The 22,161-nt window shown below is 69.7% G+C and carries 21 protein-coding genes and 1 pseudogene; 4 read left to right on the top strand and 18 right to left on the bottom strand.

All coding sequences use genetic code 11. The annotated features are described in order from the left end of the window. Positions 1–8 precede the first annotated feature (8 nt). The 3 genes from Q8Q85_15590 to rpsO form a co-directional block, all read right to left on the bottom strand. Positions 9–1,262: a pitrilysin family protein gene (locus Q8Q85_15590; protein MDP3775681.1), complete on the bottom strand. Its 1,254-nt coding sequence runs from the start codon at positions 1,260–1,262 to the stop codon at positions 9–11. Next, on the bottom strand, positions 1,262–3,343 hold the full coding sequence (locus Q8Q85_15585) for a polyribonucleotide nucleotidyltransferase (GenBank protein MDP3775680.1): 2,082 nt from the start codon (positions 3,341–3,343) through the stop codon (positions 1,262–1,264). Before Q8Q85_15585 ends, Q8Q85_15590 begins: the two co-directional genes overlap by 1 nt. 82 nt (positions 3,344–3,425) lie before the next feature. Continuing rightward, positions 3,426–3,686, bottom strand: a complete 261-nt coding sequence (gene rpsO, locus Q8Q85_15580) for a 30S ribosomal protein S15 (GenBank protein ID MDP3775679.1) — start codon at positions 3,684–3,686, stop codon at positions 3,426–3,428. Positions 3,687–3,791: 105 nt separating this feature from the next. On the opposite strand from rpsO, the gene Q8Q85_15575 reads away from it, so the two are divergent. Then, positions 3,792–4,700 carry a serine/threonine-protein kinase gene (locus Q8Q85_15575; protein MDP3775678.1) on the top strand — a complete coding sequence of 303 codons (909 nt, stop codon included), beginning with the start codon at positions 3,792–3,794 and terminating at the stop codon, positions 4,698–4,700. Positions 4,701–4,713: 13 nt separating this feature from the next. Here Q8Q85_15575 and rseP read toward each other — a convergent pair whose 3' ends face one another. The 11 genes and pseudogenes from rseP to Q8Q85_15520 form a co-directional block, all read right to left on the bottom strand. Continuing rightward, positions 4,714–6,093, bottom strand: coding sequence for an RIP metalloprotease RseP (gene rseP, locus Q8Q85_15570; GenBank protein MDP3775677.1), 1,380 nt, complete (start codon positions 6,091–6,093; stop codon positions 4,714–4,716). Next, positions 6,087–7,208, bottom strand: coding sequence for a 1-deoxy-D-xylulose-5-phosphate reductoisomerase (dxr, locus tag Q8Q85_15565; protein ID MDP3775676.1), 1,122 nt, complete (start codon positions 7,206–7,208; stop codon positions 6,087–6,089). The genes rseP and dxr overlap by 7 nt, the downstream gene beginning before the upstream one ends. Beyond that, positions 7,205–8,086, bottom strand: coding sequence for a phosphatidate cytidylyltransferase (locus Q8Q85_15560; GenBank protein MDP3775675.1), 882 nt, complete (start codon positions 8,084–8,086; stop codon positions 7,205–7,207). The genes dxr and Q8Q85_15560 overlap by 4 nt, the downstream gene beginning before the upstream one ends. 2 nt (positions 8,087–8,088) lie before the next feature. Continuing rightward, complete coding sequence (locus tag Q8Q85_15555) at positions 8,089–8,835, bottom strand: isoprenyl transferase (GenBank protein MDP3775674.1); 747 nt, start codon at positions 8,833–8,835, stop codon at positions 8,089–8,091. Further along, the gene (gene frr, locus Q8Q85_15550; GenBank protein MDP3775673.1) at positions 8,832–9,392 is read right to left on the bottom strand and encodes a ribosome recycling factor; all 561 of its coding nucleotides are present in this window, start codon (positions 9,390–9,392) and stop codon (positions 8,832–8,834) included. Before frr ends, Q8Q85_15555 begins: the two co-directional genes overlap by 4 nt. Beyond that, positions 9,389–10,099, bottom strand: coding sequence for a UMP kinase (pyrH, locus tag Q8Q85_15545; GenBank protein MDP3775672.1), 711 nt, complete (start codon positions 10,097–10,099; stop codon positions 9,389–9,391). Before pyrH ends, frr begins: the two co-directional genes overlap by 4 nt. After that, positions 10,096–10,707, bottom strand: a complete 612-nt coding sequence (gene tsf, locus Q8Q85_15540; protein ID MDP3775671.1) for a translation elongation factor Ts — start codon at positions 10,705–10,707, stop codon at positions 10,096–10,098. Before tsf ends, pyrH begins: the two co-directional genes overlap by 4 nt. Before the next feature lie 333 nt (positions 10,708–11,040). Beyond that, positions 11,041–11,751, bottom strand: a pseudogene (rpsB, locus tag Q8Q85_15535) (30S ribosomal protein S2). Positions 11,752–11,862: 111 nt separating this feature from the next. Then, positions 11,863–12,246, bottom strand: coding sequence for a 30S ribosomal protein S9 (gene rpsI, locus Q8Q85_15530; GenBank protein ID MDP3775670.1), 384 nt, complete (start codon positions 12,244–12,246; stop codon positions 11,863–11,865). A 14-nt stretch (positions 12,247–12,260) separates the two neighbouring features. Continuing rightward, positions 12,261–12,710 carry a 50S ribosomal protein L13 gene (gene rplM / locus Q8Q85_15525; protein MDP3775669.1) on the bottom strand — a complete coding sequence of 150 codons (450 nt, stop codon included), beginning with the start codon at positions 12,708–12,710 and terminating at the stop codon, positions 12,261–12,263. A gap of 75 nt (positions 12,711–12,785) precedes the next feature. Then, positions 12,786–13,292 (bottom strand): biotin/lipoyl-containing protein, encoded by a 507-nt coding sequence (locus Q8Q85_15520; GenBank protein MDP3775668.1) that lies wholly within the window; start codon positions 13,290–13,292, stop codon positions 12,786–12,788. Positions 13,293–13,589: 297 nt separating this feature from the next. Here Q8Q85_15520 and Q8Q85_15515 point away from each other — a divergent pair, with 297 nt between their 5' ends. The 3 genes from Q8Q85_15515 to Q8Q85_15505 are packed head-to-tail and all read left to right on the top strand — an operon-like array spanning position 13,590 to position 16,713. Next, positions 13,590–13,856 (top strand): hypothetical protein, encoded by a 267-nt coding sequence (locus Q8Q85_15515; protein ID MDP3775667.1) that lies wholly within the window; start codon positions 13,590–13,592, stop codon positions 13,854–13,856. After that, positions 13,853–15,268: a 3-methyl-2-oxobutanoate dehydrogenase subunit VorB gene (gene vorB, locus Q8Q85_15510; protein ID MDP3775666.1), complete on the top strand. Its 1,416-nt coding sequence runs from the start codon at positions 13,853–13,855 to the stop codon at positions 15,266–15,268. The genes Q8Q85_15515 and vorB overlap by 4 nt, the downstream gene beginning before the upstream one ends. After that, the gene (locus Q8Q85_15505) at positions 15,265–16,713 is read left to right on the top strand and encodes a 2-oxoacid:acceptor oxidoreductase family protein (GenBank protein MDP3775665.1); all 1,449 of its coding nucleotides are present in this window, start codon (positions 15,265–15,267) and stop codon (positions 16,711–16,713) included. Before vorB ends, Q8Q85_15505 begins: the two co-directional genes overlap by 4 nt. Positions 16,714–16,725: 12 nt before the next feature. On the opposite strand, the gene Q8Q85_15500 is transcribed toward Q8Q85_15505, so the two are convergent. The 4 genes from Q8Q85_15500 to Q8Q85_15485 form a co-directional block, all read right to left on the bottom strand. Next, a complete protein-coding gene (locus tag Q8Q85_15500; protein MDP3775664.1) occupies positions 16,726–18,024 on the bottom strand; it encodes an acetyl-CoA hydrolase/transferase C-terminal domain-containing protein in 1,299 nt (432 codons plus the stop codon). Between the two features lie 5 nt (positions 18,025–18,029). Beyond that, a complete protein-coding gene (locus tag Q8Q85_15495) occupies positions 18,030–19,148 on the bottom strand; it encodes an alanine dehydrogenase (protein ID MDP3775663.1) in 1,119 nt (372 codons plus the stop codon). A 181-nt stretch (positions 19,149–19,329) separates the two neighbouring features. Beyond that, positions 19,330–20,643 carry a methyltransferase domain-containing protein gene (locus Q8Q85_15490; protein MDP3775662.1) on the bottom strand — a complete coding sequence of 438 codons (1,314 nt, stop codon included), beginning with the start codon at positions 20,641–20,643 and terminating at the stop codon, positions 19,330–19,332. Beyond that, positions 20,640–22,154, bottom strand: coding sequence for an acetyl-CoA carboxylase biotin carboxylase subunit (locus Q8Q85_15485; GenBank protein MDP3775661.1), 1,515 nt, complete (start codon positions 22,152–22,154; stop codon positions 20,640–20,642). The genes Q8Q85_15490 and Q8Q85_15485 overlap by 4 nt, the downstream gene beginning before the upstream one ends. Positions 22,155–22,161 lie beyond the last annotated feature (7 nt).

Here is a 22,161-nt window from a genome sequence, read left to right as displayed (position 1 = left end):
CCTCCCGCTTACTGTCCGACGGGACCCAGCCAGACGACCGCCAGCCTCTCCGGCGCGAAGAACTCCGCCGCCACGGCCGCGACGTCGGCTGCGGTGACTGCGTCAACCTCGGCCAGTACCGTGTCGATGGGCCGGTAGGGCTCGTCGAACAGCGCCTGGTTGGCGATACGATACATCCTGGGCAGCGGCCCTTCCAGCGCGAGCACCAGCTGCCCTTTGACCTGCTGCTTGGCCGAAGCGAGCTCGGCCGGAGTGAGTGACCCTCCCGCGAGGCGGCCGTACTCCTCCCGGATCACGTCGAGCGCGCGCTGGGCTGTAGGCGGTTGGGTACCGCAGTAGACTCCCGCCACTCCCGAGGCCTGGAAGAACGACTGGAAGGCGTACACGGTGTAGGCCAGACCCAGGTCCTCGCGCACCCGCTGGAACAGCCGGGAGCTCATCCCTCCGCCGAAGATCGTCGAGAGGAGGATCAGAGCCTGTCGCCGTGGGTCGCCGTACCGGAACGTCTCGGTGCCGAAGACCAGGTGCACCTGGGAGCTGTCGCGCTCGATGCGCCGCTCGCCGCGCCACCCCGGACCGGGATCCGGGATGTGCCGCGCCTCCGGGCCCGGGTCGAGGTCGAACCAGCCGGCCCCTTCGAGCATCCGGAGGGTCGCGTCGTGATCGACGCTTCCCGCCGCCGCGAGGAGCAGATGGCGCGGCAGGTAGCGCCCGTGGAGGCCCTTGAGGTCCGCGGCCTGGAGCCCGGCCACCGTGTCGCGCGTACCGAGGATCCGGTAGCCGTACGAGTGCGAGGGCCAGAGCGTCGCGGAGTGGATGTCGAAGACGAGATCGTCCGGCTGGTCATCGACCATCGCGATCTCCTCGATCACGACCTGACGCTCGCGGGCGAGGTCGTCCTCACGCAGCACCGGGTGCCGCACCAGGTCGGTCAGCACGTCGAAAGCGAGAGGGAGGTCTGAGTCGATGACGCGGGCCTGGTAGGTCGTGTGGTCGCGCCCAGTGTAGGCGTCGAGCGCTCCACCGCGGGACTCGAGCGCCAGCGCGATCTCCTGCGCGCTGCGCCGCTCGGTACCCTTGAAGACCATGTGCTCCAGCAGGTGCGAAACGCCCATCTTCTCTGGCGTCTCATGCGCGGAGGCGGTGCGGACCCAGATGCCGGCGGCGGCGGACCGCATCGCCGGCATCTTCTCCGTCAGGACCGTCAGCCCGTTGGGAGCGTCGGTCCGAAAGACGCCGTCGTCGAGCCGAGTGGTCCGCACTACTTCTCGATCAGCGCCTTGCGGGACAACCGCATTTTGCCGCGCTCGTCCACCTCGAGCACCTTGACCGTGATGGTATCGCCCTTCTTCACGACGTCCTCGGTCTTCTCCGTGCGCCCGTGCTGGAGCTCGGAGATGTGGACCAATCCCTCGACGCCGGGCAGGATCTCGACGAACGCTCCGAAGGCAGTCGTCGTCTTCACCTTGCCGGTATAGGTCTTGCCGATCTCGGCTTCCTGCACCAGCGCCTCAACCATCTCGCGGGCCTTGGAGCCGGCCTCGCCGCCCACCGCGCTGATGGTCACGACGCCGTCGTCGTCGATGCTGACCGACGCGCCCGACTGGGCCTCGATGTCGCGGATAGTGGCGCCCTTGGGGCCGATGATCTTCCCGATGTCCTTCGGCTTCACCTGGATCGTGATGACCCGCGGCGCCCACGGTGACATCTGGGTGCGGTGCGTCGAGAGCGTCTTGGCCATGTTCCTGAGGATGTGGAGCCGGGCCTTCCGCGCCTGCTCGAGCGCCTTGGTCATGATGTCGAGCGAGAGTCCCTTGATCTTGATGTCCATCTGGATGGACGTGATCCCGGCCTCGGTGCCCGCAACCTTGAAGTCCATGTCCCCCAGGGCGTCCTCGGTGCCGAGGATGTCCGTCAGGATCGCGATCTTGTCGCCCTCCATGACGAGTCCCATCGCCACGCCGGCGCACGGGGCCTTCATGGGGACGCCGGCATCCATCAGCGCCAGCGATGAGCCGCAAACGGTGGCCATTGACGAGGAGCCGTTGGACTCCAGGACCTCGGAGACCACGCGGATGGTATACGGGAATTCGCTGTACGGCGGGAGGAGCGGCGTGATGGCCCGCTCGGCCAGCGCGCCGTGTCCGATCTCGCGCCGGGAGGTCCCGCGCATCGGGCGCACTTCTCCGGTCGAGAACGGCGGGAAGTTGTAGTGCATCATGAACGACTTCCTGGTCTCGCGCGGCTCGTCGATGTTGTCTATGCGCTGCTCGTCGTCCACACTGCCCAGGGTAGCCACGACCAGCGCCTGCGTCTGCCCGCGCGTGAAGAGCGCCGAACCGTGGGCGCGCGGGAGCAGACCGACTTCGCACGCGATGGGGCGGACGGTCTCGGTGTCCCGCCCGTCGACCCGCTCGCCCCGCTCGAGCACCTGCTGCCGCATCGAGGTGTACTGCGCCTCCTCGAGCAGATCGCCGATCAACCGGCCCTGATCGGGGAACTCCGCCTCCAGTTGCTGCTTCACCGTCGCCGACAGGGCCGACAGCGCCTGCGCCCGCTCGGCCTTCTCCGGCAGGTTCATCGCCTCGAGCACCCGCGGGTCGGCGATCTCCTTCACCCGCTTCGCCAGCGCCGCCGGCGCCTCGAACTTCTTCCATTCCATCTTGGGCGCGCTGTGGCTCTTCAGCAGCTCCACCTGCATGCCCACCAGCTCCTGGATGCCCTTCTGCGCGACCTTCAGCGCCTCGACCATCTCGGCTTCGCTGATCTCACCAGCCCCGCCCTCCACCATCATGATCGAGTCGGCGGTGCCGCTGACCACGATGTCGATGTCGGAGAACTCGAGCTGCTGGAAGGTCGGGTCGAGGATCCACTTCCCCTCTACGCGGCCCACCCGCACCGCCGCGATCGGACCGCCGAACGGGATCTTCGACGAGGCGAGCGCGAACGATGCCGCCATCAGGCCGAGCACGTCGGCGTCGTTCTCCTGGTCCGCCGAGAGCACGTAGACGAAGACCTGCACTTCGTTCTTGAAGCCTTCAGGGAAAAGCGGGCGGATGGACCGGTCGATGATCCGCGCCGCGAGGATCTCCTCGTCGTGCGGTCGCGCCTCGCGCTTCAGGAAGCCGCCGGGGATCTTGCCCGCGGCGTAGAACTTCTCCCGGTATTCGACCAGGAGAGGGAAGAACGGCAGGTTGCTGATCGTGTCGGCGACCGACGCGGCCGCGAGGACCACTGTCTCGCCGAACTGGATCAGGGCTGAGCCGGAGGCCTGCTTGGCCAGCCGTCCGCATTCGATGCGGAGTTGGCGGCCCGCGAAGGTCCGCTCTAGACGGTGCATCATGTTGGTGGGTTCCTTGTCCTGGAAAGGCGGCGCCCAAGGCGTCGAAGGTCGAAGGTCTCCCGACCCTCGACTCCCGACCCCTCTAGTGCCGCAGGCCCAGCTCGTCGATGAGCTGGCGGTAACCGGCGAGATCCGTGCGCCGCAAGTAGTCCAACAGGCGCCTGCGCTGGCCTACCATCTTGAGCAGGCCCCGCCGACTGTGATGGTCCTTGGCGTGCGTTCGGAAGTGTTCGGTCAGTGAGTTGATGCGGGCGCTGAGCAGCGAGACCTGGACCTTGGTAGACCCGAAATCGTGCTCGTGCGTCTGGTACCTTGCGGCAGCCGCCGCCTTGTCGTAACCCATCGTCCGCCCTCTGGTGCGCCCCGTTCCATGGCCCGGGGACTATTCTGTAATTGCCCGTAGCATGGTAACTTAACCCGACCGGACTTCTCAGTAAAGGGAGCCCTCTTGCCCCAGGATCCGTCCACCCAGCCCGAACAACGAATCGGGCCGTACACGACCAGCGCCCTCATCGGTGGTGGCGGGTTCGCGTGGGTCATGGCGGCCAGGCGCGACGACCAGCCCGACCAGGTAGCGCTCAAGGTCCTGAAACCCAAGTACGCCGGCGACCTGCAGTTCACGGCCCGGTTCATGAACGAGGCGGAAGTTGCGGGCCAGCTCCGCCACCCCAACATCATCCGGATCCTGGACATCGGCCGGACCGACGACGCCGTCTTCTTCGCTATGCCCCGCCTCAAGTTCTCGCTCGCCGCGAGGCTGGACGACGGGCCGCTGCTCACCGAGGCGGACGTCGTCCGCACTGCCCGCGACATCGCTCGGGCCCTCGCCTTCGCCCACGAGACCGGGATCATCCACCGCGATATCAAGCCCCAGAACATCCTCTTCGGAGATGACGACGCGGCCGTGCTGACCGACTTCGGCATCGCACGCGCCGTCGCGGGATACGTCTCGACCACCGGCAAGCAACTCGTCATGGGCACGCCGCACTACATCGCGCCGGAACAGGCGCGCGGCCAGACGCTCGACGGGCGCGTCGACATCTATGCGCTGGGGGTCACCATGTACCGGGCCGCCACCGGCGAGCTGCCGTTCCGGTCGAGCGACTGGTACGAGCTGGCCCGCCTCCACGTCGAGGAGCCCCCGGAACCGCCCCGCAAGCGCCGCGCCGAGCTCTCGCGCGGCTTCGAGAAGATCATCCTCACCTGCCTCGAGAAGGACCGGGAGCATCGTTTCCCGAGCGCCGCCGCCCTGGCGGACGAACTGGACGCTGTCCTCGCGGCGCGCGGCCGGAAGAGCGGCACGGAGCTGGCGATCGGGGCGGTGAAGAAGCTGTTGGGGAGGAGTTCGAAGGACTGAGGCGGCCGCCGCCTCACCGCGCGACCAGCCTTGCCACGTCGTTCGCCACCGCCAACAACATGATCCCCATCAACACGAAGAAGCCGATCTGGGTGAACCGGTAGCGCTGCTCCGGTGAGAGCGGCCTGCCCCGCACCGCCTCGATCAGGAGAAAGAAGAGATGCCCGCCGTCCAGGACGGGGATCGGCAGGAGATTGAGGACCGCGAGGTTCACGGAGAACAGCGCCATGAAGTTGAGGAACGGCTCCAGCCCCAGCCGCGCGGCTTCTCCCGAGATCTGCGCCACCAGTATCGGCCCGCCGATGTCGCGCGCCGAGAACTGCAACATCACCAGCCCCTTGAGGAAGAACAGTACCAGTCCCGCCGCGCCCGCCGCCTGAGCGAAACCCTGGCCGATGGCGCCAGCCAGCCCGAACCGCCGGATAGGGCGCAGTGGCCCGACCCCGATCCTCCCCACCACGCGAGTCCCCCCTCCCTGGGCTGCCACCCGCTGCTCGACCGGAGTGACGGTGATCGCCACCTCGCGGCCCGCCCGCTCGACGACCACCGGCAGCGGCCGGCCCGCGCTGCCCTCCACGACGCGCACGAACCGCTCCCACGCCGCGATGCTGTCGCCGCCGGCGCGCACGATCCGGTCGCCGCGCTGGAAGCCTGCCCCCATCGCCGCCGATCCGCTTACGACCTCTCCGATGACGGGCTCGTGCCACGGCGTGAGCGCGCGCACCATGGCCACGCGCGACTGCTGTTCTCCGAGCGGCACGTCCACGAGTATGGGGTCGACGCGGCCTGCCACTTCGATGCTCAACGGTTGGTCGGCACTGGTGAGCAACGCGGTCTGGATGTCGTCCCACCCGGCCACGGTGTCGCCGCCGACGCGCACGATACGATCGCCGGGACGCAGGGTCGCCAGTCCCGCCGCGCCCATGGGGAGCGACCCGGTCTCGACCGCGCCCACCGTGACCGACGGGTCGACGGAGACGCCGTACCGGCCGGCCAGGACGGCGTAAACGACCACGGCGAACACCGCGTTCATGATCACGCCGGCGCTGATCACCAGCACCCGGGCCCAGAGCGGCTTGGCCTCGAACGTGCGCTCCGGCGCGACGGGCGTCGCGCCCTTGCCACCCTCCAGCTCGCCGGCGGGACCTTCGTCCTCGAGGCCCGCCATCTTCACGTATCCGCCGAACGGGACCCACGAGATGCAGTAGTGCGTCTCGCCGACGCGGAAACCGAGCCTGGTCGGTGGCCCGAGCCCCAGCGAGAACCGGTGCACGGCGATGCCCACCGCCTTGGCTGCCAGGAAGTGACCCAGCTCGTGGATGAAGATGAGCGTGCCAAGCACCACTATGGCGGCACCGATCATCACCAGCACGGTATAGAGGCTCGTCAGCACCGGATGACCTCCCCGGCGTAGCGACGCGCCCACGCGTCGGCGGCGTGCACCGCCTCCAGGCTCGACGCCTCCGCCACCTGCTGGGCGTCGAGCACCACGTCGATCACCTCCGCGATCCGTCCGAAGGGGATCAGCCCGTCGAGGAACGCCGCCACGGCCACTTCGTTCGCCGCGTTGAAGGCCGCGGGCGCCGTCCCGCCGGACTTCCCCGCCCTCACCCCCAGCGCGAAGGCCGGGAAGACCTCGGTTCGCAGCGGCTCGAAGGTGAGCGCGCCGGCCGCCACGGGGTCGAAGCGCTCCACGCCGTCGTCGGCGAGGCGCTCGGGGTGCGAGAGGGCGTACAGGATCGGCAGCTCCATGTTCGGGAAACCAAGCTGCGCCAGCACGGAACCGTCCACGAACTCCGCGAACGAGTGGATGATCGACTGCGGGTGCACGACCACCTCGATCCGCTCGAACGGCAGGTCGAAGAGGAAGTGCGCCTCGATGACCTCCAGCGCCTTGTTGGCGAGGGTGGCGCTGTCCACCGTGATCTTCCTGCCCATGCGCCAGGTCGGGTGGTTGAGCGCCTCGGCCACCGTCGCCCGCCGCACCCGTTCGGCGTCCCAGGCGTGGAACGGCCCGCCGGAAGCGGTGAGGATGATTCGATGGAGCGCGCTCGACTGGCCCGTGACACATTGGAGGATGGCCGAGTGCTCGGAGTCCACGGGCACGATCTCTCCGCCGCCTTCCCGCGCGGCGCAGCGTACCAGCTCGCCGGCCATCACCAGCGTTTCCTTGTTGGCGAGCGCCACGCGCTTGCCGGCGCGCAGCGCCGCGAGCGTGGCCTCGAGCCCCGCCGCGCCGACGATGCCGTTGAGCACGATGTCCACGTCGGGGCGGGTCGCGGCCTCGATGAGACACTCGCGTCCCGCGGACCATCCGTTGCTCGGGTCCCCGCTGACCAGCCCGACGAACGCGGGACGGAACGCGGCCTGCTGCGCCTCCAGCTGCTCCTTCTGTCCGAACGCCGTCAACGCGGTGACCCGGAACCGGTCGCGATGGCGCCCCAGCACCTTGAGGGCGCTGGTGCCGATGGAGCCGGTGGAGCCCAGGACCGCGACGCCGGTAGTCATGCCGCCAACCCGAAGAAGATCGAATACAGCGCGGCGGTCACCGGGAGCACGAAGTACAGCGCATCGAACCGGTCGAGCACTCCGCCGTGGCCGGGGATGAGCGCGGAGCTATCCTTGACGCCGATCTCGCGCTTGAAGACCGACTCGGCGAGGTCACCCGCCTGGCCGGCGGCGCTGATGAAGAACCCGGCCACGAGAACGCTGAGCAACGGCAGTCCCTGGCCGACCGGCCGCAGCACCCAGGTGGAGTACCCGGCGGCGGCGAGGAGCGTGCCTGCCAGGCCGCACGCCGCTCCCGACCACGTCTTGTTGGGGGACAGGACCGGCGCCAGCTTCGGCCCGCCGAACGCCGTGCCGCCCGCGTACGCCGCCGTGTCCCCCACCCAGGTGAGCACCAGCGGGAAGAATAGGAGCGCCGTACCCGCCCACGGCTCGTCGCCGGGACCGTAGCCGAGCCAGTGCCGGAGCGCGATGGCGAACGACGGCAGCCCGCCGGCGTAGACCGCCCCGAACACCGTCACCGCCACCGCCGCCAGCGGCCGCCCGGCGGGGCCTCGGCGCCAGGCCGCTATCCCCACGAGGGTGATAAGCCACAGCGCGCCCGAGTACAGCAAGGACTGCGGCCACCCGTAGGCATAGGGCGCCCGCACCCACACGACCGTGCCGAGCGGGATCGCGGCGGCGCCGAACATGCCCATGCGGCGGAGCGGGTCGATCCCCTGCGCCGCGGCGAAGTCGTAGAGCTCGCGCACGCCCAGCACCGCGACCAGCGCGATCAGACCGGCGAGGTACCAGCCCCCTAGATACGCGATCCCGACCGCGGCGGGTATGGCCACGACGGAGAACGCAAGGCGTCTGGTGAGGTTGCCGGCGGCCATGGTTACGCCGTGACGCGACCGAATCGGCGCTCGCGACCCTGGAAGTCGATGACCGCTTCGATGAGGTGCCGGCGGGTAAAGTCCGGCCAGAGGACGGGCGTGATGTACAGCTCGGTGTACGCGAGCTGCCAGAGCAGGAAGTTCGAGATACGCTGCTCGCCGGAAGTGCGGATCAGGAGGTCGGGATCGGGCAGCCCCGCGGTGTAGAGACGCAGGCCCAGCGCTTCCTCGTCCACGTCCTCGAGTGCCAGGCGGCCCTGGAGCACATCCTCGGCGAGGCGGCGCGCGGCCCGCGCGATCTCGGCCCGGCTCGAGTAGGAGATGGCGAGGTTCAGCAGGAGCTTGGTGCCGCCACGCGTGCCGTCGATGAGCCGGTCCACGGCGTCGCGGCCGGCCGTGGTGAGCCGCGCCAGGTCGCCGATGATATGAACCTCGACGCCGTTGGCGCGCAGCTCCGCCGTCTCGCGGGAGATGTACTCCTCCAGGAGCCCCATCAGCGCGCCGATCTCCATCGGCGGACGGTTCCAGTTCTCCTCGGAAAATGCGAACAGCGTGAGCACCTCGACCCCGGCCTCGATCGCGCCCTCGACCGCCTCGCGCACCGCCTTCATCCCTTCGCGGTGACCGAGGGTGCGGGGCAGACGCCGTTCCTTCGCCCAGCGGCCGTTGCCGTCCATGATGACGGCCACGTGCCGCGGGACCCTCCCGCCCTCCTTCAGGCGCGCGAGCAGGTCGGCGGGCGTACTCACACCTCCATGATCTCCACTTCCTTGTGCTTCACCATCTCGTCGACCGTCTTGATGTGGTCGTCGGTCACCTTCTGAAGGTCCTTGTCGGCGTGCCGCTTGTCATCCTCGGAGACGCGCTCGATCTTCTTGAGCGCCTCCTTGGCCTGTTGCCGCGCGTGCCGCACCGCGACCCGCCCCTCCTCCGCCAGCTTGTGCACCACCTTCACCAGCTCCTTGCGCCGCTCCTCGGTGAGCGCCGGAATCGGGATCCGGATGATCCCGCCCTGCGAGCTGGGGTTGAGTCCGAGGTCCGCCTCGCGGATGGCCTTCTCGATCGCCGGGATCAGCGACTTGTCCCACGGGGTCACCGTAAGGAGCCTCGCCTCCGGAGCCCCCACCGACCCCACCTGGTTGAGCGGCGTCTCGTTCCCGTAAGCCGGGACCCGCACCAGGTCGAGCAGGGTGGTCGTCGCCTTGCCGGTGCGGATGGTGGAGAACTCACGCCGCGTGTTCTCCATCGCCTTGTCCATCGCGGTCTTCGCCTGCTTCACGATGTCGCCGAGAGTGCCAGCCGTCATCGCACGGCCGTGCCGATGCGGTCGCCGCGCAGGATCCGCGCGATCGCGCCGGGCTGGCTGATGTTGAACACCTGGATGGGGAGGTTGTTGTCCTTGCAGAGGCCGAAGGCGTTCGCGTCCATCACGCCGAGACCGCGCACCATCGCGTCGTGGAACGATATCTCGGGAATGAATTCGGCGTTCTGGTCCTGCTTCGGGTCCGCCGAGTATACGCCGTCCACGTTGGTCGCCTTGAGGAGGAGGGTGGCCTCGATCTCCAGCGCCCGCAGCACCGCCGCGGTGTCGGTCGAGAAGTAAGGGTTGCCGGTGCCGCCAGCGAAGATCACGACGAGCCCCTTCTCGATGTGCCGGAGCGCCCGCCGCCGGATGTACGGCTCGGCGAGGGCCTCCATGCGGATCGCCGTCATCACCCGCGTGTCCACGCCCTTGCGCTCCAGGATGTCCTGGAGGGCCAGCGCGTTGATGATCGTGGCCAGCATCCCCATGTAGTCGGCGGAGACGCGGTCCATCCCCTGCCGGCTCGCGGTGCTCCCGCGGATGATGTTGCCCCCGCCGATCACGATGCCGAGGTCGGCGCCGAGCTCGCGCACCGCCTTGATCTCGTCGGCCAGCCGCTCGACGACCCCGAAGTCGAGGTTGACCCCGGTGTCGCCGGCCAGCGCCTCGCCTGAGAGCTTGAGCAGCGCGCGCCGGTAGGTGAGCGTCACACCGCCTCGCCGATCTGGAAGCGCACGAACCTGCGGACCACGACGTTCTCGCCGGTCTTGCTCGAGACGGCCTTCACCAGCTCGCCCACCGTCTGCTTGTCGTCCTTCACGAACGGCTGCTCCAGGAGCACCGACTCCTGAAAGAACTTCTTGAGCTTGCCCTCGACGATCTTGGAGCGGATGGCCTCGGGCTTGCCCTCCCGCGCCACCTGCTCGGTGTAGATGCGGCGCTCGCGCTCGACGATCTCGGCGGGCACGTCGGCGGCCGCGACCGCTATGGGCGCGGTGGAGGCGACGTGCATCGCCAGGTCCCGGCACAGGACGCGGAAGTCATCGGTGCGGGCCACGAAATCCGTCTCGCAGTTCACTTCGATGAGCACGCCCACCTTGCCGTTGTGGTGGAGGTAGCACTCGACGAGACCTTGCTTCACCTCGCGGTCGGCGCGCTGGTCGGCCTTCGCCACGCCGCGGACGCGCAGCCACTCGACGGCCTTGGCCAGGTCGCCGCCGGTCTCCTCCAGCGCCCTCTTGCATTCCATCATGCCGGCCCCGGTCTGCCTGCGGAGCTCGGCCACCTCTTTCGCGGTGATCGCCATAGTGTTGGACATCGTCTCGTGCGTCGTGGTTGATGTGGACTGCCGGGAGCCGGGAGCCGTCCCTTCGGGTGCACCCCGAGTACGGCTCCCGCCTCACAAAACCGCCGCCGGCCCTACCGGGCACAGGCGGCGGCGTGCGCGCGGTCCCGAACGGACCGCCTAAGGCGCGACTTCGCCCACCGCCGCCGCGGACTCGGCCGCCGGCGCGGCCTCTTCGGTCTTGAGCCGCGCGACGATCGCTTCCGGCTTCGCCCGGCGCTTGCGCCGGGTGCGGCGGCGCCGCTTCTCGGCGTCGCTGTCGGCGCCTTCCACGGGGCTGCCGTCGGTCGAGTACGTGGAGTAGTCCGTCTCCTCCGCCTCTTCGCGCTGCGGCCGCGCCGCCCGCGCCTCGATGATCGCGTCCGCCAGCGCCCCGGTGATCAGGGAGACCGAGCGGATGGCATCGTCGTTGCCGGCGATAGGAACGCTGATGACGTCGGGGTCCGCGTTCGTGTCCACGATCGCGACGATCGGGATGCCGAGCTTGTTGGCCTCGGCCACCGCGATCCGTTCCTTCTTCGCGTCAACCACGAAAAGAGCGCCGGGAAGTCGGTTCATGTTCTTCAAGCCTGAGAGGTTCCGCTCCAGCTTCACCCGCTCGCGCTCGAGGAGTAGCCGCTCCTTCTTGGTGAGGAACTCGAAGGTGCCCTCCTCCTGCCCCTGCTCGAGCTCCTTCAGCCGCCGGATCTGCTTCTTGATCGTCTGGAAGTTGGTGAGCGTGCCGCCCAGCCACCGCTCGGTGACGTAGAACGCGCTGCAACGCTCCGCCTCGGACTTGAGGATGGCTTTGAGCTGCTTCTTGGTGCAGACGAAGAGGACGCCGTCGCCTTTCAACACGGTCTCGCGCATCACGTCCTGCGCGAGCCGGAGCTGCTTCAGCGTCTTCTCCAGGTCGATGATGTAGATGCCGTTGCGTTCCGCGAAGATGAACCGGCGCATCTTCGGGTTCCACCGGCGGGTCTGATGCCCGAAGTGGACCCCCGCTTCCAGCAACTCCTGAATCTGGGGAAATGCCATCTGCGTCTTCGTCTCCCTGGGGTTGTGCGTCCACCGCTTTCATCTCCCGCCCGCATCCGCTCCAGCGGACACCCCGAACGGGATCCAGCGGTGTGAGTGATTGTCCTGGTTCTACCGCTTGCTGAACTGGAACCGCTTGCGGGCGCCTGGCTGGCCGGGCTTCTTGCGCTCGACCGCGCGGGCGTCCCGCGTGAGCAAGCCACCGGTCCTGAGCTTCTTGCGGTGCTGCTCGTCCACCAGCAGCAGGGCACGCGCGATGCCGAGGCGCAGCGCGCCCGCCTGCCCCGTCACGCCGCCGCCGCTGCAGGTCGCCTTCACGTCGAAGGCGCCGAGCGTGTCGGTCGCGGTGAACGGCTGCTGGATCAGCTGGACCAGCGAAGGACGGGGGAAGAAGTCACCGAGCGTACGGCCGTTGACCTCCCACTTGCCGGAGCCGGGCTTCAGGTACACGCGGGCCACGCTGGTCTTGCGCCGGCCGACGGCGTGGAACCGCATCGGAACGTCTGGGATCATGCCTTCCTCTTGGACTTCGGGGCGAACACCGCGAGCGGCGCTGGCCGCTGGGCGACGTGCGGGTGATCGGCACCGGCGTAAACCCGCAGCTTGAGACGCAGAACCTGCCGGGAGAGCGAGGACTTGGGCAGCATGCCGAAAACCGCCCTCTGGACGACGCGCTCGGGCCTCACGTTCCGGATGGGCGTGATCTTGTCGTGGCCCATGTAGCCTGAATGGCTGAAGTAGCCCTTCTGATCGGCCTTGCGGCCGGTGAGCCGGACCTTGGCCGCGTTCACCACGATGACGCTGTCGCCGGTGTCGAGGTGCGGGCTGAAGGTAGGCTTGTGCTTGCCGCGGATGACCTGTGCCACCCTTGACGCGAGTCGGCCGAGGGGGACGTTGGTGGCGTCCACCACGAACCAATGGTGCTCGATGTCCTTCGGCGTAACTGAGAACGTTTCCATCTGCCGGTGCGCTTCCGCTCCAAAAAAGGCGTAAGTGACGATAGCCTATAAAACTACGTAGCAGTCCAGGCAAGGTCAACCGGAGGGCTCGAGCTCCACGAGGACCGCGCCTTTCTCCACCCCGGTTCCCGGCTCGACGAGGACGCGGCGCACCACCCCCGGAGCCGCTGCCTTGAGCTCGTTCTCCATCTTCATCGCCTCGATGACCACCAGCCCGGCGCCCGCCTCCACGCGGTCGCCCTCGCGGACCAGCACCCGCACCACCAGTCCCGGCATCGGGGCCTTGACGGCACCCGCCACGGCGGACGCCGCGCCGCGGCCCGTCAGTGCCCGGAGCGCGCGCGCGTCCAGCGCTTCGATGTCGAAGCGGTCGGCGCCGATGAGCACGCGCCAATGCCCCGTCTCGTCACCCTGGATGGGCACGAACGCGCGGGATCGCCCGTCGCGCACTAGGTGCCGGACCGGGGAGGCTCCGGGATCGTCCAGACGCGCCTCGGCGCGCCGGCCGTCCACCCGCACGCCGTCGCCATCCACCTCGATCGTGAACTGGCGGCCCGCGATGTCCACCCGGTAGACCGTCACCGTCGGGCGCCCGGTTTGGTTCCCATGCCCCTAAGCTACCGCAACCGTCGAGCCGCGCCTATTCGGAGGCAATACCGACTCATTCCCACCCTAACGGCGGGACACGCTGAGTCCCTCATCGGCCGCGGCCCGCCAGCGTCACCGGACGGCGATGATTCCCGACTGCTTCACGCCGGAATACCGAAGGCCTTTCGCCAGCGCAGCTTAGGGCCGCCCGCCGCGACCCGCCGACGCGCGCATGGCGCCTGAAGGCCGCCCGGCCCCAAACGGCACGCTGGTTGCGACCGCTAGGGATGGGTGAGCCTCCCGCGCGCGACCGCCCGGCCGCGCCGCGGGCCGCGCGCCCGCGAGTCGGGGGATCCCATGACGGTCGAGGAGCCAAAGCCGATATCGGTCTGGTCGATGCGCGGCGTCGCGCTGTGCGCCGAAGCACAGGCCGACGGCGTGCCGTGCACGGAGCTGGGACGCGACTGCGAGACCTGCGCGCGGGCGATCCGCGATTTCTCGCCGGATGATCTCGCGATCATCCGCGAGACGATCCTGCGCCAGGGGCGCCGGCCATGACCGCGACCGCCGCGACCCGGAAGGCCGCCAAGCCGCAGCCGTTCCTCCTGCCGGAGTACTGCAAGGGCTGCGGACGCTGCATCAGCGCCTGTCCCAAGGACTGCCTCACGGCCGGGACGGAGATCAACCCCGCCACCGGCCTGGTGCCCGTCCTCCTCGACCTCACCCGCTGCAACGGCTGCGGCCTTTGCTTCGACGCCTGCCCCGAGCCGTTCGGGCTTCAGCCCCAGGTGGGCGAGCGGACCGACTTCGAGCTCCGGGATCCGGCCAAGCTGTTCGGGGAGCGCGGCGCGGGCGCACCGGTGCCCGAGCCGATCCCGGACGAGGTCGTGCCGCTCGGCGAGACCGAGCCGCAGCTGATCAAGGGCAACTACGCCTCCGCCATCGGGGCGCTCATCGCGGGGTGCCGGCACGTATTCGGCTACCCGATCACGCCGTCCACCGAAGGCGCGGAGCTGATGGCGAAAGTGCTGCCCCAGCTCGACGGCGTGTTCCTCCAGGCCGTCAGCGAAGTGGCGACGGTGAACATGATGTACGGTTGCGGCGGCGCGGGCCTCCGCGCCATGACGTTCACCAGCTCGCCGGGCTTCAGCCTGATGCTCGAGGGGATCTCGTACATGATCGGCTCCGAGGTCCCGGGCGTGTTCGTGAACGTGATGCGCGGCGGGCCGGGGCTCGGCAACATCGCACCCGAGCAGTCCGACATCAAACTGGCGTGCCGGGGCCTCGGCCACGGCAACACGCACGCCATCGTCCTCGCGCCGGCCACCCCGCAGGAGATGCTCGACCTCACGATGCTGGCCTTCGAGCTCTCGTTCGTCTACCGGAACCCCGTCGTGGTCCTCGGCGACGGCTACCTCGGCCAGATCACCGGGAAGGTGCGCCTGCCGCGCACCATGGTGAAGCCGGGCCTCCCCGCATGGGCCGTCTGGGGCGACCTCGCGCACCGCGGCAACCTGATCAACTCCATCTACCTCTCGGAGCCCGACCTCGAGGCGCGCAACCAGCACCTCGACCGGAAGTACGCGCGGATGAGCGCGGCCGAGCAGCGCGCCGACCGGTACCAGTGCGAAGACGCCGAGACGCTGCTCGTGGCCTGCACCACGCCCTCGCAGATGGCGAAGGGCGCGGTGCGGGAGCTGCGAGAGCGCGGCGTCAAGGCGGGACTCTTCCGGCCGATCACGCTGTGGCCCTTCCCGATCGACCAGCTGCTGCCGCTCCTCGACCATGCGCACCGGATCGTGGTCGTCGAAGCGAGCAGCGGCCAGCTGGAGGACGAGCTCCGCCTCGCGCTCTCCCACGCGCGGGTGCTCGGGCCGATGCCCATCGAGCATATCCGGCGTCAGGGCGGCATGCTCCCGCAACAGCAGGAGATCGTGGAACGCGTCCTGGCGGAGGAGGTCCTCGCATGAGCACGGTCTTCTACCGCCGCTTCGAGCGGCACGAGCACGCCGAAGGGCTGAAGGCCCACGCGACCCACTACTGCCCCGGCTGCGGCCACGGACTGGCGCACAAGTACCTGGCGGACGCGATCGAGGATCTCGGCATCCAGGACCGCACCGTCGCGGTCTCGCCGGTGGGGTGCGCGGTCTTCCTGTATTACTACTTCGATGTGGGCAACACGCAGGCGGCGCACGGTCGCGCGCCGGCCGTCGCGGTCGGCCACAAGCTCGCCAACCCCGACTCGATCGTGATCAGCTACCAGGGCGACGGCGATCTCGCCTCCATCGGGCTCGCCGAGATCGTGAGCACGGCGCAGCTGGGGATCCCGATCACGGTGATCTTCATCAACAACGCGATCTACGGGATGACCGGCGGCCAGATGGCGCCGACCTCGCTGATGGGCCAACGGACGACCACGTCGCCCGACGGCCGCGTCAGGGCGATGGGCCTGCCGATGCGCATGGCCGAGCTGATCGCCGGGCTCGACGGCCCGGTCTACGTCGAGCGCGTCGCGCTGTACGACAACAAGCAGCGCGTGCGGGCCAAGAAGGCCATCCGCAAGGCGGTGGACCTGCAGGTGCGGAACAAGGGCTTCGCGTTCGTCGAGGTGCTCGCGGAGTGCCCGACGCACCTCGGTTTGGACCCGGAGCAGACGGAGGCGTGGGTGCGGGACCAGATGGTCCCCGTGTTCCCGCTCGGTGTGAAGAAGGACCTCACCGACGCCGCCACGGTACCGCCGCCGGCCCGGCCGAGCTTCGTGCCGGAGCAGCTCGTCGCGGCGGTCGCGTCGTCCGCGGAGCCGGCGCCGCGGCACGCCGCCGGCTTCCCGGCACACCTCGCGCGCCACGACATCGCGTTGAAGTTGGCCGGCGCGGGCGGCGACGGCGCGCAGACGGCGGCGCTGCTGATCACGCGGGCGGCGATCAACGAGGGCTTCGACTCGACGCACATCCCGAGCTACGGGCCCGAGTCCCGCGGCGGCACGTCGTACGCCGACGTGCACGTCGCCGACGGCGAGGTGCTCTCGCCGGCCGCGCCGGACCCGCACATCCTCATCGCGTTCAACGCGCCGAGCCTGGCCAAGTTCGGGCCCCTGGTCCGGCCCGGGGGGACCATCGTTTACGACCGCTCGGTGATCGCGGAGGTGCCGCCGCTGGCCGAGGGCGTGCACGCCCACGGCGTGCCGTTCACGCAGATCGCGCGCGACCTCGGCAAGGCGGTCGTCAAGAACGTGGTCGCGCTGGGCGCGCTGCAGGAGGCCACCGGCATCTTCCCCGCCGGGAGCTTCCTCACCGCGATGCGCCAGGAGCTGCGCGAGAAGTGCGCGCTCATCCCGCTCAACGAGGAGGCGTTCGCGCGGGGCCAGCGAGCGGTGCGCGAGACCGCGGCGGAAGGGACCTTCGCGGCCCGGTAAGCCCGCGGCAGGCTAGAGCAGGTTCCGCTTCCGGGCCGCGGCGAGGAGCTGGTCGCGGAATCCGGGATGGGCGATCGCGATCAGCGCCCGCGCGCGCTCCCGCAGGCTCAGCCCGAACAGCGACGCCACGCCGTACTCGGTGACCACGTAGTGCACGTCGGCGCGCGTCGTGACCACACCCGCGCCCTCCGCGAGCGTGTCCACGATCCGGGAGAGCGTGTCGTTCTTCGCCGTGGACGGCAGGGCGATGATCGGCCTCCCGCCGTTGGAGCGCGCCGCGCCCCGGATGAAGTCCACCTGCCCCCCGAACCCCGAGTAGATGCTGGTACCGATGGAGTCGCTGTTGACCTGTCCCGTCAGGTCCACGGACAGAGCCGAGTTGATCGCGACCATGTTGTCGTGCCGCGCGATGATGAACGGGTCGTTGACGTAGTCCGACGGGTGGAACTCGACGAAGGGATTGTTGTCGAGGAAGGCGAATGTCTTCCGCGAGCCCAGCACGAACGACGAGACGATCTTGCCGGGATGGAGCGTCTTCCGTTCGCCGGTTATGACTCCGCTCTCGAAGAGTTCCACGACCCCGTCGGAGAACATCTCGGTGTGGATGCCGAGGTGGCGCTTCTCCTTGAGGAACAGGAGCACCGCGTCCGGGATCTCGCCGATCCCCATCTGCAGGGTGTCGCCGTCCTCGATCATCCCCGCGACGTGCTCGCCGATGGCCCGTGCCACCGGGCCGACCCGGCCCGCCTGCGGCAGCTCGACCACCGGGCGGTCTATCTCGACGACGTGGGTGAGCTTGGACACGTGGATGAACGCGTCGCCCAGCGAGCGGGGCATCTGCTTGTTCACCAGCGCCACCACCTGGCCGGCATGCTCTGCCGCCGCCTTGGTGCATTCGACACTGACCCCGTATGAGCAGAAGCCGTGCTCGTCGGGCCGCGACAAGTGCACCAGCGCCACGTCCACGCGCAGGATGCCCGCCCTGATGAGCCTGGGGATCTCGGAAAGGAACACCGGCACGTAGTCGGCGCGCCCGGCGTTCACCGCCTCACGCGCGTTCGGCCCGGTGAACATGGCGCGATGGCGGAAGGAGCCGGCGTACCTGGGGTCCACGTGGTCCGCGCTCCCAAAGGTGAGCAGGTGCGATACCTCGACGTCCCTGAGCTCCGGGGCGCGGCCGACCATGGCGCGCGTCAATTCCTCCGGGTTGGCGCAACCGCCGTGGATCCAGACGTGGGCGCCCGGCCAGATGCAGCGCAGCGCCTCTTCGGCCGAAGTGATGCGCGCGCGGTACATCTCGTTCCACCGCATCGTGCCTAACGCTCCGGGACGGAAAAGGGCTGGAACGGCAGCCCGAACAGCTGGGAGAGCGACTCCTTCACGCACCGCCCGCCGTGCAGGTACGCTCCGCGCCGCAACGCCCGGTCCCCGGCCAGCGCGGCGTCGGCGCCCTTCTCGGCCAGCTCCATGACCCACGGCCCGACCGTGTTCGTCAGCGCCAGCGTGGCCGACCTGGCGACGATGGCGGGGAGATTCGGGACGCAGAAGTGGAGGATCCCGTCCACCTCGTAGGTCGGGTTCGGGAAGTAGGTGGGCCGAGAGGTCTCGAGGCACCCGCCCATGTCGATCGCGAAGTCCATGATGACGCTGCGAGGCTTCATCCTCTTCAGCATGGCGCGGGTGATCACGACCGGGGCGCGGTCGCCGTGCACTGCGGGCGCCGCGATGACGAGATCGGCGAACGAGAGCGCCCGTTCGATGTTGTGAGGCGACGCCACCATCGTCGGCATCCGTCCCGGAAGCCGGTCCACCGCCTCCCGGAGCTTCTCGGTGCTGACGTCCAGCAGCAGGACCTCGGCGCCCAGGCCGGCGGCCGCGCGCGCTGCAGCCTGGCCCAGCACCCCCGCGCCGAGTATCACCAGCTGGGCGGGAGGCACACCGGGCGCGCCGGTCAGCAGGATCCCCTTCCCTCCGAACTCGTTGAGGAGCAGTCCCGCCCCGACGATCACCGCCAGCGCTCCCGCTATCTCCGACATGCTGGTCAGCGCCGGCGCCCGGCCGTCATCGTCCTCGATCGCCTCCAGCCCGATCGCCGTGATCTGACGGTCCATCAGGACGCGGAGGCTTTCGGCGTGCAGGGCCGGCAGCATCCAGAACGCCAGCACCGTCTGCCCCGGCTGGAGCAGCAGGTAGTCGGCGGGAGCGGGTGCCTGGACGCCTAACAGCAGCCCGGAGCGGTGGAATACCTCGTCGCGGGCGTACACCACCGTCGCGCCCGCCGACTGGTAGTCGCCGTCCCCGTGGCCCGCTTCGCCGCCCGCGCCCGTCTCCACGTACACCCGGTGCCCGCGCTCGACCAGGGTCTTGACCCCCGACGGGGCGAGCGCCACCCGGTGCTCCCGCGCGAGCGATTCCTTCGGAATGCCGATGTCCAAGGTCAGGATCCTCCCGCCGGCCTTCGAAGCAGCCGGCGCAGGCGCCGCATGCCGTACCGGCCGTTCACAGTGCAAGGCGCTTGCCGCTTCCGGGGGCGCGCTACGGCCTCACGATGTCCCAATGGGTGACCATCACGCCGGCGGAGAGTCGGACAACTTTGCACCTCGCGGATTCCCGCTCCTAGCGGTCGAGAACCACCGCCGTCTCGATGTGGCTGGTCTCGGGGAACATGTCGAACGCCTGCACCGATGCGATCCGGTCGCGGGTCGCGCCGAGGCGCTCGAGGTCCCGGGCGAGCGTCGCGGGATCGCAGGAGACGTAGACCAGGCGTCGCGGCGGAGCCGACGCCAGCAGCCGGGTGACCGGCTCCGAGAGTCCAGCGCGCGGCGGGTTCACGATGACGGCGTCCGCCGGCAGCAGCTTCTCCAGGCGCTCCTCCACCCTCGCGGCTAGACAGCGGACCGTCAGCCCTTTCGCCCGGGCCCGATCGCGCGCCCTCTCGACCGCCCGGCGGTCCAGCTCCACCATGACGACCTCGCAGCCGCCCTCGGCGAGCGGCAGCGCCGTGTCGCCGGCGCCGGCGTAGAGGTCCAGCACGCGCCAACGGTCCGGCGTGCCGGCCGGAGGCGCGGCGGCCCTCACGACGGCCTCGCGCAAGAGCGCCGCCACCTCCGCGTTGACCTGCTCGAACGAGACAGCGCCGGCATCCGCGTCGGGTCCCGACATCCGCCTCACCGCTCCGCCCGCCGGCTGCCACCAGATGGTCGCCGCAAGGCCCGCCGCGGCCGCGGCGCGCGCCATCGGCTCGGAGGTGGTCCAGGCGTCGTCGCCGCCGGCCACGACCACGTGCAGGCCTCCGTCGGGCGCGACGCGGAGCTTGAGCCTGACGTCGTTCCCGGCCGGCAGCGACGCGCGATACGGCTCGACCGCCCGCCACAGCGCGTTGAGCTCGTCACGGGCGATAGCGCAGTGCTCGAGCGGGAAGACTCGGCCGCTGTCGGTGGCGTCGTGGAAGCCGACGGTCGGCGCGCCGCCGGTGGGACGCACCGTTAGGGTCACCGTCGTCCGATAGCGAAGCGAACGCGGGCTCGGCACCAGCTCCGGATCCGGGACGTCCAGCCCGCCGATGCGCCGGAGCGCGTCGCCGACGATGCGGCGCTTCGCCGCCGCCTGCGCCTCGGCCGACAGGTGCTGCCACTGGCACCCGCCGCAGTGGTCGCGGGTGAAGTGCGCGCAGGGCGGTTCGACCCGATCGGGACCGGCGGAGAGGATCGCCGCGATCTCGGCGCGGGCATGGCGTTTCCGGCGTCGCACCTCGTGAAGGAGCAATCGGTCTCCGGGCGCGGCGCGGGGCACGAACGCCGTGATCCCGTCGGCGAGATGGCCCACGCCGTCCCCTCCCGCAGCGAGCGATTCGATGAGGATCTCCTCCGCCGCCGCGGCCGCCGGCTGCGCCGGGCCGAGCGTGCCGGCGGCGCCCGGCTCCGCCGTCACCGCAGCCCTTCACGACGCGCCTCGCGCAGCCACGAGCTCGCCGGGTCGCCGGCGTCCGGCTCCCCCGGCCGGCCATCGGGCGGCCGCCGGCCTCCGTGCCGTTCTTCCTCGAGCAGCGCCGCCGCGATGGCCGCAGCCTCCAGGAGGTCCGGATCCGGCGGACGCGCCATCAGCCCGCGGCCCACCCGCTCCCAGTACTCGATGTCGATGTCGCCGGCGCAGAACCCCGGTTCGACCATCACCCTCTGGTGAAACTCGCGGGACGTCGGCACGCCCACGATGACGAGATCGTCGAGCGCGCGCCGCATGCGCTTGATCGCGCGCTCCCGCGACTCGCCCCAGACCACCAGCTTGCCGAGGAGCGAGTCGTAGTGCAGCGGCACTTCGCTGCCCGGTTCGATCCAGCCGTCCCAACGCACGCCGGGTCCCGCCGGCACGCGCATATGACCCACCGTCCCGCCCGCCGGCATGAAGTCGGCGAACGGGTCTTCGCAGGTGATGCGGCACTCCATCGCCCAGCCACGGGGCGCGAGCGCGCGCTCCGGCAGGCTGATATGATGCCCCTGCGCGATCTTCAGCTGCAGGCGCACCAGGTAGACGCCGAAGATCAGCTCGGTGACCGGATGCTCCACCTGGAGACGGGTGTTCATCTCCAGGAAGAAGAAGTCGCCGTTAGGCATCAGCAGGAACTCCACCGTGCCGGCGCTGACGTATCCCACCGCCAGCGCGGCGCGCACCGCCGCCTCACCCATCTGGCGTCGGATCGCCGCGGTGACGGCGGGCGACGGCGCCTCTTCGATCAGCTTCTGGTGGCGCCGCTGGATGCTGCACTCGCGCTCACCGAGGTTGATGGTGCGGCCGTGCTGGTCGGCGAGGACCTGGACCTCCACGTGGCGCGGCCGCTCCAGGAGCCGCTCGAGGTAGATGCGCCCGTCGCCGAACGCCTTGGTGGCCTCGTTCCGCGCGGCCTCGAACGCACCCTCCATCTCCCTCGAGTCCCGCACCACGCGCATCCCGCGGCCGCCCCCGCCCGCCGCGGCCTTGAGGAGGATCGGGTAGCCTATGGTGGCGGCGGACTTCGTGGCTTGCTCCACGGTGCGGATCGCCTCCACCGTGCCGGGCACCACCGGTACGCCGACCTCGCGCATGCGCTTGCGCGCGACCGTCTTGTCGCCCATCGCGGCGATGGCCGAGGCGGGCGGCCCGATGAACGTGAGTCCGGCGGCCGTCACCGCCTTCGCGAAGTCCGCCCGCTCGGAAAGGAAGCCGTAGCCTGGATGCACCGAGTCCGCGCCGGTTTGTTTCGCGGCGTCGAGGAGCTTCTGGATGTCGAGGTAGGACTCGGCGGGCGCGGCACCACCGATGGCGGCTGACGCGTCCGCCGCGCGCACGTGCGTAGAAAGCCGGTCCACGTCAGAATACACCGCGACCGCCTCGATCCCCTCGTCGTGGCAGCCGCGGATGATGCGCAGCGCGATCTCCCCGCGGTTGGCGACGAGGACGCGTTTCATGAGCGTG

The organism is Gemmatimonadales bacterium, assembly GCA_030697825.1.
Lineage (GTDB): Bacteria > Gemmatimonadota > Gemmatimonadetes > Gemmatimonadales > JACORV01 > JACORV01.
This window is presented reverse-complemented; position numbering and strand designations above follow the sequence as displayed.

What these genes read in the sequence shown, in the direction of transcription:
- Q8Q85_15585 (MDP3775680.1), bottom strand. Translation starts at nt 3,343, where the DNA reads ATGATGCACCGTCTAGAGCGGACCTTCGCGGGCCGCCAACTCCGCATC.
- rpsO (MDP3775679.1), bottom strand. Translation starts at nt 3,686, where the DNA reads ATGGGTTACGACAAGGCGGCGGCTGCCGCAAGGTACCAGACGCACGAG.
- dxr (MDP3775676.1), bottom strand. Translation starts at nt 7,208, where the DNA reads ATGACTACCGGCGTCGCGGTCCTGGGCTCCACCGGCTCCATCGGCACC.
- Q8Q85_15560 (MDP3775675.1), bottom strand. Translation starts at nt 8,086, where the DNA reads ATGGCCGCCGGCAACCTCACCAGACGCCTTGCGTTCTCCGTCGTGGCC.
- frr (MDP3775673.1), bottom strand. Translation starts at nt 9,392, where the DNA reads ATGACGGCTGGCACTCTCGGCGACATCGTGAAGCAGGCGAAGACCGCG.
- tsf (MDP3775671.1), bottom strand. Translation starts at nt 10,707, where the DNA reads ATGTCCAACACTATGGCGATCACCGCGAAAGAGGTGGCCGAGCTCCGC.
- rpsI (MDP3775670.1), bottom strand. Translation starts at nt 12,246, where the DNA reads ATGCGGTTCCACGCCGTCGGCCGGCGCAAGACCAGCGTGGCCCGCGTG.
- rplM (MDP3775669.1), bottom strand. Translation starts at nt 12,710, where the DNA reads ATGGAAACGTTCTCAGTTACGCCGAAGGACATCGAGCACCATTGGTTC.
- vorB (MDP3775666.1), top strand. Translation starts at nt 13,853, where the DNA reads ATGACCGCGACCGCCGCGACCCGGAAGGCCGCCAAGCCGCAGCCGTTC.
- Q8Q85_15505 (MDP3775665.1), top strand. Translation starts at nt 15,265, where the DNA reads ATGAGCACGGTCTTCTACCGCCGCTTCGAGCGGCACGAGCACGCCGAA.
- Q8Q85_15500 (MDP3775664.1), bottom strand. Translation starts at nt 18,024, where the DNA reads ATGCGGTGGAACGAGATGTACCGCGCGCGCATCACTTCGGCCGAAGAG.
- Q8Q85_15485 (MDP3775661.1), bottom strand. Translation starts at nt 22,154, where the DNA reads ATGAAACGCGTCCTCGTCGCCAACCGCGGGGAGATCGCGCTGCGCATC.